This window comes from Solilutibacter silvestris, assembly GCF_050574925.1.
Lineage (GTDB): Bacteria > Pseudomonadota > Gammaproteobacteria > Xanthomonadales > Xanthomonadaceae > Solilutibacter > Solilutibacter silvestris_A.
In genome coordinates, this window is the sequence record NZ_JBCMOO010000013.1 from 3,557 (window position 1) to 12,065 (window position 8,509).

9 protein-coding genes and 1 pseudogene are annotated in these 8,509 nt (G+C 65.1%); 1 reads left to right on the forward strand and 9 read right to left on the reverse strand.

Translation table 11 applies throughout. The features are described from left to right. On the forward strand, positions 1-1,463 hold a 1,463-nt coding region (locus tag ABE093_RS13345; protein ID WP_430761404.1), incomplete at its 5' end, for an amidase. 3 nt (positions 1,464-1,466) lie between these two features. Here ABE093_RS13345 and ABE093_RS13350 read toward each other — a convergent pair. The 9 genes and pseudogenes from ABE093_RS13350 to ABE093_RS13390 form a co-directional block, all read right to left on the reverse strand. Continuing rightward, on the reverse strand, positions 1,467-2,459 hold the full coding sequence (locus ABE093_RS13350) for a WD40/YVTN/BNR-like repeat-containing protein (RefSeq protein WP_430761405.1): 993 nt from the start codon (positions 2,457-2,459) through the stop codon (positions 1,467-1,469). Between the two features lie 5 nt (positions 2,460-2,464). Further along, positions 2,465-3,859 (reverse strand): class II 3-deoxy-7-phosphoheptulonate synthase, encoded by a 1,395-nt coding sequence (locus ABE093_RS13355; RefSeq protein WP_430761406.1) that lies wholly within the window; start codon positions 3,857-3,859, stop codon positions 2,465-2,467. Beyond that, positions 3,856-4,377 (reverse strand): disulfide bond formation protein B, encoded by a 522-nt coding sequence (locus ABE093_RS13360; RefSeq protein WP_430761407.1) that lies wholly within the window; start codon positions 4,375-4,377, stop codon positions 3,856-3,858. The genes ABE093_RS13355 and ABE093_RS13360 overlap by 4 nt, the downstream gene beginning before the upstream one ends. A gap of 73 nt (positions 4,378-4,450) precedes the next feature. Further along, positions 4,451-4,822: a 50S ribosomal protein L17 gene (gene rplQ / locus ABE093_RS13365; RefSeq protein ID WP_430761408.1), complete on the reverse strand. Its 372-nt coding sequence runs from the start codon at positions 4,820-4,822 to the stop codon at positions 4,451-4,453. A 189-nt stretch (positions 4,823-5,011) separates the two neighbouring features. Continuing rightward, positions 5,012-5,997 (reverse strand): annotated as a pseudogene (locus ABE093_RS13370) (DNA-directed RNA polymerase subunit alpha). A gap of 57 nt (positions 5,998-6,054) precedes the next feature. After that, on the reverse strand, positions 6,055-6,684 hold the full coding sequence (gene rpsD, locus ABE093_RS13375) for a 30S ribosomal protein S4 (protein WP_430761409.1): 630 nt from the start codon (positions 6,682-6,684) through the stop codon (positions 6,055-6,057). 14 nt (positions 6,685-6,698) lie between these two features. Further along, positions 6,699-7,094, reverse strand: coding sequence for a 30S ribosomal protein S11 (gene rpsK, locus ABE093_RS13380; RefSeq protein WP_430761410.1), 396 nt, complete (start codon positions 7,092-7,094; stop codon positions 6,699-6,701). 12 nt (positions 7,095-7,106) lie between these two features. After that, entirely contained in the window at positions 7,107-7,463 is a 357-nt protein-coding gene (gene rpsM / locus ABE093_RS13385) for a 30S ribosomal protein S13 (RefSeq protein ID WP_430761411.1), read from the reverse strand. A gap of 375 nt (positions 7,464-7,838) precedes the next feature. Next, positions 7,839-8,509, reverse strand: a 671-nt coding sequence (locus tag ABE093_RS13390; RefSeq protein ID WP_430761412.1) for a preprotein translocase subunit SecY, incomplete at its 5' end; no start/stop codon positions are given.

Below are 8,509 nucleotides of genomic sequence, written 5' to 3' on the forward strand. Positions count from 1 at the left end.
TGCGCGAAGGCAAGCTCGACAGCCAGGCACTCACGCGCGCCTACCTGCAACGGATCGCCCGCATCGACAAGGCCGGCCCGAAGCTCAACAGCATCATCGAACTCAATCCCGATGCGTTGAAGGAAGCCGCGACGCTCGACCGTGAACGCCGCGCCGGTCACATCCGTGGCCCGCTGCATGGCATCCCGGTGTTGCTCAAGGACAACATCGATGCCGTGGGCATGGCGAATTCCGCCGGCTCGCTGGCACTGGCCGACAACCATCCATCCGTCGACGCGCCCCTTGTCGCGCGACTGCGCGCCGCCGGCGCGGTGATCCTCGGCAAGACCAATCTCAGCGAGTGGGCCAACTTCCGCTCGGCGCACGCATCGTCGGGCTGGAGCGGACGCGGCGGCCAGACGAAGAATCCCTATGTGCTCGATCGCAATCCCTGCGGATCGAGCGCGGGCACCGGAACCGCGATCGCGGCGAACCTGGCGACTGTCGGCATCGGCACCGAAACCGACGGTAGCATCCTCTGCCCCGCCAGCATGGCCGGGCTTGTTGGACTCAAGCCGACGCTGGGACTGGTGAGCCGTACCGGCATCATCCCCATTGCGCATTCGCAGGACACCGCCGGACCGATGGCGCGCAGCGTCGCCGATGCCGCTGCGCTGCTGACCGCGATGGCTGGCAGCGATCCGCGCGACGCCGCGACCAAGGACGCCGACACGCACCGTCATGACTACAGTACGGACCTGCATGCGGGTGGATTGAAGGGCAAGCGCATCGGCGTCGTGCGCAAACTCGCAGGGATGGAACCGAATGCCGATCGCGCTCTGGATGCCGCGATCGCGACGTTGCGTTCGCAGGGCGCGATCGTGATCGATCCGGTCGAAGTCCCCAACCTCGACACGTTGGGCGACGCCGAGATGACGGTGATGCTCTACGAGTTCAAGCACGATCTTGCCGCCTACCTGCGCGACAGCAATGCCAAGCCGAAAACGCTGGCCGACCTGATCGACTGGAACAAGGCGCACGCGGATCGCGAAATGAAGTGGTTCGAACAGGACTTGTTCGAGCGGGCGAATGCCGCTGGCTCGCTGGATGACCGCAAGTATCTCGATGCGCTGGCGAAGGCGAAGCGCCTGTCCGGTCCCGAAGGCATCGACGTCGCGCTGCGCAAGGAACGCCTCGATGCCTTGATCGCGCCGAGCTGGGGGCCCGCCTTCCCCACCGACCCCATCCTTGGCGACCACATCGTCAGCGGCGATCCCACCATCGGCGGCGTGTCGCAGTTGCCGGCGGTCGCCGGGTATCCCTCGATCACCGTACCCGCGGGTTTCGCGCATGGATTGCCGGTGGGCGTGATGTTCCTCGGCACCGCGTGGAGCGAACCGGTGCTGCTCGACATCGCCTACGGTTACGAACAGGCGACGCGGGCGCGCAAGGCGCCGACATTCATCCCGACGATCGCGCCGTAACGATCAGCGCGGCAGCACGATCCTGGCCAGCGCGCCTTTCGCGCCGCTGAGCCAGGCGACATTCCCGCGGATGGAGACCGCATCGAAGCTGGCGTCGGAAATCGCCGTCCAGCGCTTGCCATCCCAGCTGTCGACACCGGAAGGACCGACCACGATGCAGATCCGTTGGGTGCAGGCGACGCCGGAACGATAGCCGCGCGGTGCGGCATCGACATGCATGGCCTTGGCATTCAATGCAGCAAGGGTCGCGGCATCGCCGGGGGATTTTTCGGCGGTGTATTCACCACCGACCACGAACGCGCCGCCGCGCCACGCCGAAACGGAAAACGCGCCCGCCGCAGGCTTGCCGCGCGCCATGCCGGTATCGAGCGCACGCCAATCGTGTTCGCCATCGCGCAGCAGGTGGAGGCGCGATGCCGCACCGCCACTCACCACTGCGGTCGCGCCCTTCAAGCGCGCGATGCAGGTGCCGCTGGCCGCGAATGCGGCTTCATCCTTCAATGCCGGCGGACCGTTGTCGTCCTGCGTCCAATGTTCCCCGCCGTCGATCGTCGTGTAGAGCTGGTAGCGATCGCCCACCGGGTCGCCCAGCAGCCAGCCACGCGCACCGTCGAACGCCATGCAATCGAAGAACGCCTTGTCGTTGCTGGTGTCCAGCGTCTGCGTCCACGTCGCGCCGCCATCGCGGGTGCGGAACACGCGCGATTGCACGCCCGGGCCCGCGGCCATGATCACCGCGCTGTTGGCATCGAAACCTTCGACGTCGCGGAAATCGAGCTTGTCGGCATCGGGCACCGCCAGGCGTTGCCAGTGCGCGCCCCCGTCGGTCGTGCGCAACACCGTACCCTTGCTGCCGCTGGCCCACGCGATCCTGGCATCGACCGCCGACACGCCGCGCAGGCGCGCATCGACGCCACCCTGCAGCGTTTCGACGCGCAATCCCGCCTGTGCCACCAGCGGGAGCGACAGCAGCAACCCGGCCAGCGCGCGACGCATGCCGGTCAGGCCTTGGACGTGCGCAACTGGGTCGACTTGCGGACGATGCACATCGCCGCTTCCAGCGACTGCTCGTAGTTCAGGCGCGGATCGACGGTGGAACGGTAGGCACGCTGCAGGTCGGCGTCGGTCAGCTCGCGTGCGCCACCGGTGCATTCGGTGACATCCTCGCCGGTCAGCTCGAGATGGATGCCGCCGAGACGCGTGCCGCTGGCGCGGTGCATGTCGAAGGCGTGCTCGATTTCCTGGCGGATGTTCTCGAAGCGACGGGTCTTGTAGCCACTCGCCGAATTCTCGGTGTTGCCGTGCATCGGATCGCAAACCCAGAGCACACGGCGACCTTCGCGACGCACGGCGTCGAGTAGCGGCGGCAACGCCTGCGCGATCTTGCCGGCGCCCATGCGATGGATCAACGTCAGATGACCGGGCTCGTCGCCGGGATTGAGCGCATCGATCAGGCGCAGCAGCTGGTCCGGCGTCACGCTCGGACCGATCTTCACCGCGATCGGATTGCGCAGGCCGCGCATGTATTCGACGTGCGCGCCATCCAGCGCCGCCGTGCGCATGCCGATCCACGGGAAATGCGTGGCGAGATTGAACCAGCCCCACTGGCGCGGCACCTGGCGCGTTTGCGCCGCTTCGTACGGCAGCAGCAAGGCTTCATGCGAAGTGTGGAAGTCGACGCGGTTGAGGTTGCCGACCGGCCCGCCCGACAACGTTTCCATGAACTGCACGGCATCGCCCACCGACTGCACCATGCGCTGGTAGTCATCGGCCAGCGGCGAATGCCCCACCCAACCGAGATTCCAGTATTCGAGGTGATGGACGTCGGCAAAGCCGCCGTCGATCAGCGCGCGGGTGAAATTCATCGTCATCGCCGAACGCGCATGCGCCTTGATCATGCGCTGCGGATCGGGGATGCGCCCTTCGGCGGTGAAGTCCGGCGAATTGATGATGTCGCCGCGGTAGCTCGGCAATTCCACGCCGTCGCGCACCTCGGTGTCGGACGAACGCGGCTTGGCGTACTGCCCGGCAAAACGTCCGACGCGCACCACCGGCATGCGCAGGCCGTGCACCAGCACCAGGCTCATCTGCAGCAACACCTTGAGGCGGTTGCTGATCAGGTTGGAATCGCACTCGTCGAAATTCTCGGCGCAATCGCCACCCTGCAGCAGGAAACGCTTGCCTTCCTGCGCTTCGGCGAGCTGGCGCTTGAGCTCGATGATTTCCCACGATGTCACCAGCGGCGGCAGGCCGCCGAGTTCGCGCGTGGCCGCATCGAGCGCCGCGGCATCCGGATACGTCGGTTGCTGCGTCGCCTCGCGCGACCGCCAGCTCCACGGATTCCAGTCTTTCGCTTCCCGCACCGGCTGCACCTGTTGTGTGTGTCGAATACTCATTTCAGGCTCCTCGCCGTGAACTTGCGATCGCTCTTGCGCCAACCGGTCGCGATCGCCCAGATGCCCAGTCCGATGAACCAGAGTGCGCACCACGCCGGCATGGTCAGGCCGAGGAACGACCAGTTGATGTTGCTGCAATCGCCACTGGCAGTCAGAACCTTACGCAGCACGCTCTGAACCGGCATCATGTCGAGCATGAACGACATCGGGGCACCGCAGCCGGCCATCGGCGGCGGATAGATCTGCACCCAGACATGGCGCAGCGCCACGCCGGCACCGGCGATGGCCGGGATCAGCGCCAGCACGACCAGCCACTTGCGCGCCGCCGGCGATTTCGGTGCGACCAGGCCACCAATCAGGAACACGATGCCGAGCGCGGCGAAGGCGATGCGCTGCAGGATGCAAAAATTGCAGGGCTCGACGCCGCGGCTGAACTGCTCGTAGAACGCGTAACCGAGCAATCCCGCGCAGGCGAGAAAACCGGTCAGGAAACGGGCGCGGAAACTTTTCGGGATCATCCCTTCACCATAACAAAAAACCCCGACGAATCGCCGGGGTTTTTCGTATTCATTTTGGTTGCAGCTGTAACGCTCAGCCGAGGTCGACCGGGCGATCCACCAGCTCCACGTACGCCATCGGCGCGTTGTCGCCGGCGCGGAAACCTGCCTTGAGGATGCGGATGTAACCGCCCGGACGCGTCGCATAGCGCGGGCCCAGCACGGTGAACAGCGTACCGACCGCTTCCTTGTCGCGCAGGCGCGCAAAGGCGAGGCGGCGGTTGGCAACGCCATCGGTCTTGGCCAGCGTGATCAGCGGCTCGGCGACGCGGCGCAGTTCCTTGGCCTTCGGCAGAGTGGTCTTGATGAGTTCGTGCTTGATCAGCGAGGCGGCCATGTTCTTGAACATCGCTTCGCGGTGGGCACTGGTGCGGCTGAACTTGCGGCCGGATTTCTGGTGACGCATGGTCTTGATTCCTGATGAATGTTGAGTCGTTGTGGATCGCTGTCGCCTTCCTGGCGTTGTTGCATGGACTGCGGTTGGTCCGGTGCCGGCGTCCCTTGCCGGTCATGCCGCGGGTTGAACCCGTCGGCGGGGTGTTGCGATGTTGCAATCAGGGTGATCCGGCGTTGACCGGATCACCCTTCGTGTTGCTTAGCCCAGCATGCCGTGGGCGGCGACACCGGCCGGCGGCCAGTGGTCGACCTTCATGCCGAGGGCGAGGCCGCGCTGAGCCAGCACGTCCTTGATCTCGGTGAGCGACTTCTTGCCGAGGTTCGGGGTCTTGAGCAACTCGACTTCGGTCTTCTGGATCAGATCACCGATGTAGTAGATGCTCTCGGCCTTCAGGCAGTTGGCCGAACGCACGGTCAGCTCGAGGTCGTCGATCGGACGCATCAGCAGCGGATCGACGCCGTTCGGGCTCTTCTGCGCGGCGCTGGCGTGCTTCGGCGTGAAGTCGCCGAACACCGACAGCTGGTCGGTCAGGATGTTGGCTGCGGTGCGAACCGCTTCCTCGGCATCGATGGTGCCGTTGGTTTCGATGTCCAGCACCAGCTTGTCGAGGTTGGTGCGCTGTTCGACGCGCGCGGCTTCCACCGCGTAGGCGACCTTGCGCACCGGCGAGAACGAGGCATCCAGCATCAGGCGGCCGATGGTCGAGGTTTCCTCGTCCGGACGGCGACGGGCGGCAGCCGGCTGGTAGCCGAAACCGCGCTCGACCTTGAGCTGCATGTTGATCGCGGCGTCCTTGGTCAGGGTGCAGATCACGTGGTCGGGGTTCAGCACCTCGACGTTGTGGTCGACCTTGATGTCGGCAGCGGTGACCACGGCCGGACCCTGCTTCTGCAGGACCAGCATGGCGCTGTCGCCGCTGTGCATGCGCAGTGCCACGTCCTTGAGGTTCAACAGCACTTCAAGCACGTCTTCCTGCAGGCCTTCGATCGTGCTGTACTCGTGCACCACCCCGTCGATGCTCACTTCGGTCACGGCAAAGCCGGGGATCGAAGACAGCAGCACGCGACGCAGGGCATTGCCGAGGGTATGTCCGTAGCCGCGCTCACGACCTTCGCGCGAAGGTCGGTGATGCGCTCGATTTGCGGAGCGCGCGGACGCAGCACTTGATTGGCGGTAACCGTCATGTATGGCGTCTCCTGGTGCATCCGGTTCATGACGCCGGATGCGTGTTGCAAAGGGAATTACTTCGAGTACAACTCGACGATCAGCGCCTCGTTGATGTCGGCCGGCAGGTCGCCGCGATCCGGCACCGCCTTGAACACGCCCGAGAACTTGCCGGCGTCGACGTCGACCCACGACGGCTTCAGATCCATCTGCTGCGACAGCGTCAGGGCTTCCTGGACGCGGAGCTGCTTCTGCGCACGCTCGGACAGCGCGATGGCGTCGCCGGCCTTGACCTGGTACGACGGCAGGTTCACGTACTTGCCGTTCACCAGGATGCCGCGGTGGGACACCAGCTGGCGGGCCGAAGCGCGCGTCACTGCGAAGCCCATGCGGAACACCACGTTATCGAGGCGGGTTTCGAGGAGCTGCAGCAGGTTTTCACCCGTGTTGCCCTTCTTGTTCGAAGCCTTCTTGTAGTAGTTGCGGAACTGGCGTTCCAGCAGACCGTAGATACGCTTGACCTTCTGCTTTTCACGCAGCTGGGTGGCGTAGTCGGAGAGCTTGCCCTTGCGCGCGGTGGCGCCGTGCTGGCCGGGCTTCTGCTCCAGCTTGCACTTGGAATCCAGCGCACGCGCCGGGCTCTTGAGGGACAGGTCGGCGCCTTCGCGGCGCGCGAGCTTACAGGTGGGACCAATATAACGAGCCATGTTCTCTTAGCTCCTCAGACGCGGCGCTTTTTGGGCGGACGGCACCCGTTGTGCGGGATAGGCGTCACGTCGGTGATGTTCAGGATCTTGTAACCGACGTTGTTCAGAGAACGGACGGCGGACTCACGGCCCGGACCCGGGCCCTTGATGCGGACTTCCAACGCCTTCACGCCGTAGTCGAGCGCGGCCTTGCCAGCCTTTTCGGCGGCGACCTGCGCAGCGAACGGGGTGGACTTGCGCGAGCCGCGGAAACCCGCGCCACCCGAAGTCGCCCAGCTCAGTGCATTGCCCTGGCGGTCGGTGATGGTGATGATCGTGTTGTTGAAAGAAGCGTGGACGTGCGCGATGCCGTCGGTGACGACGCGCTTGACCTTCTTCTTGGTCTTGGTGGCAGCTGCCGGCTTGGCCATGGTCTGGATTCCTTACTTCTTGATGGCCTTGCGCGGACCCTTGCGGGTACGAGCATTGGTCCGGGTGCGCTGGCCACGCAGCGGCAGGCCGCGACGATGGCGCAGGCCGCGATAGCTGCCCAGGTCCATCAGGCGCTTGATCGCCATGCCGACTTCGCGACGCAGGTCGCCTTCCACGACGAACTTGCCGATTTCGGCGCGCAGGCGCTCGACTTCCGGCTCCGACAGGTCGCGGATCTTGGTGGAACGGTCCACGCCGGCCGTGTCACAGACCTGCTTGGAACGGGTACGGCCGATGCCGTAGATGCTTTGCAGCCCGACCCAGACGTGCTTCTGGGCAGGCAGGTTGACGCCCGCAATACGCGCCATAGTGGCGGTTCTCCGACTGTTGATGGGCCCGATTCAAGCGAATCCGGCCAGGGAAACGTGAAATTGTAGCAACTTCCCGCTATTCATGGAAGCCGTCGATGTCCTGACGACTCCGGCATGGGGAGTGTGCCCATGCTCCGGCGAACGGTTCCGCGGCCAGCCACCGGGTTGCCCCGATGCGGCGCGCGCTACTCTGGCGCGCGCATTCCGCGGATCCACTCGTGTGCGGGAAGGCCTCACGAGTCGCCCAACGTGCCGACGGGAGCGCAATGTCCCGACCGGCGGTATCACTTCGCGACCCTGCCCTTGTCAGGCGTCGGGTCGCAGGCTTGGGTCTTTCGACCCAGCCCGGAATTATGCCACAGAACGGGACGCTTAGCGTCCGCGTCCCTTGAGGTTCGCCTTCTTCAGCAGGCTCTGGTACTGGTGCGACATCAGGTGCGCCTGGATCTGCGCGATGAAGTCCATCACCACCACCACCACGATCAGCAGCGAGGTGCCGCCGAAGTAGAACGAGGTGCCCAGCTTGGTGCGCATGATTTCCGGCAGCAGGCAGACCACCGCCAGGTAGATCGCGCCGACCAGGGTCAGGCGGGTCAACACGCCATCCACGTATTCCGCGGTGGCACGCCCCGGACGGATGCCCGGGATCAGGGCGCCCGACTTCTTGAGGTTGTCGGCCGTCTCCTGCGAGTTGAACACCAGCGCCGTGTAGAAGAACGCGAAGCCGACGATCATCACCGTGAAGATGATCATGTGCAGCGGCTGGCCCGGGGACAGCGCCTGGCCAACGCGTTGCAGCCACTGCGTCGCGGCCGAACCGTTGCTGCCGAACCACTGCGCGGCGGTCGCCGGGAACATGATGATCGAGCTCGCGAAGATCGGCGGGATCACGCCGGCCATGTTGAGCTTCAGCGGCAGGAACGACGACTGGTTCATGTACGCGTTGCGGCCACCCTGGCGGCGTGCGTAATTGACCGTGATCCGGCGCTGCCCGCTTTCGACGAAGACCACCAGGTAGGTGAAGCCGATCACCAGCGCGGCGA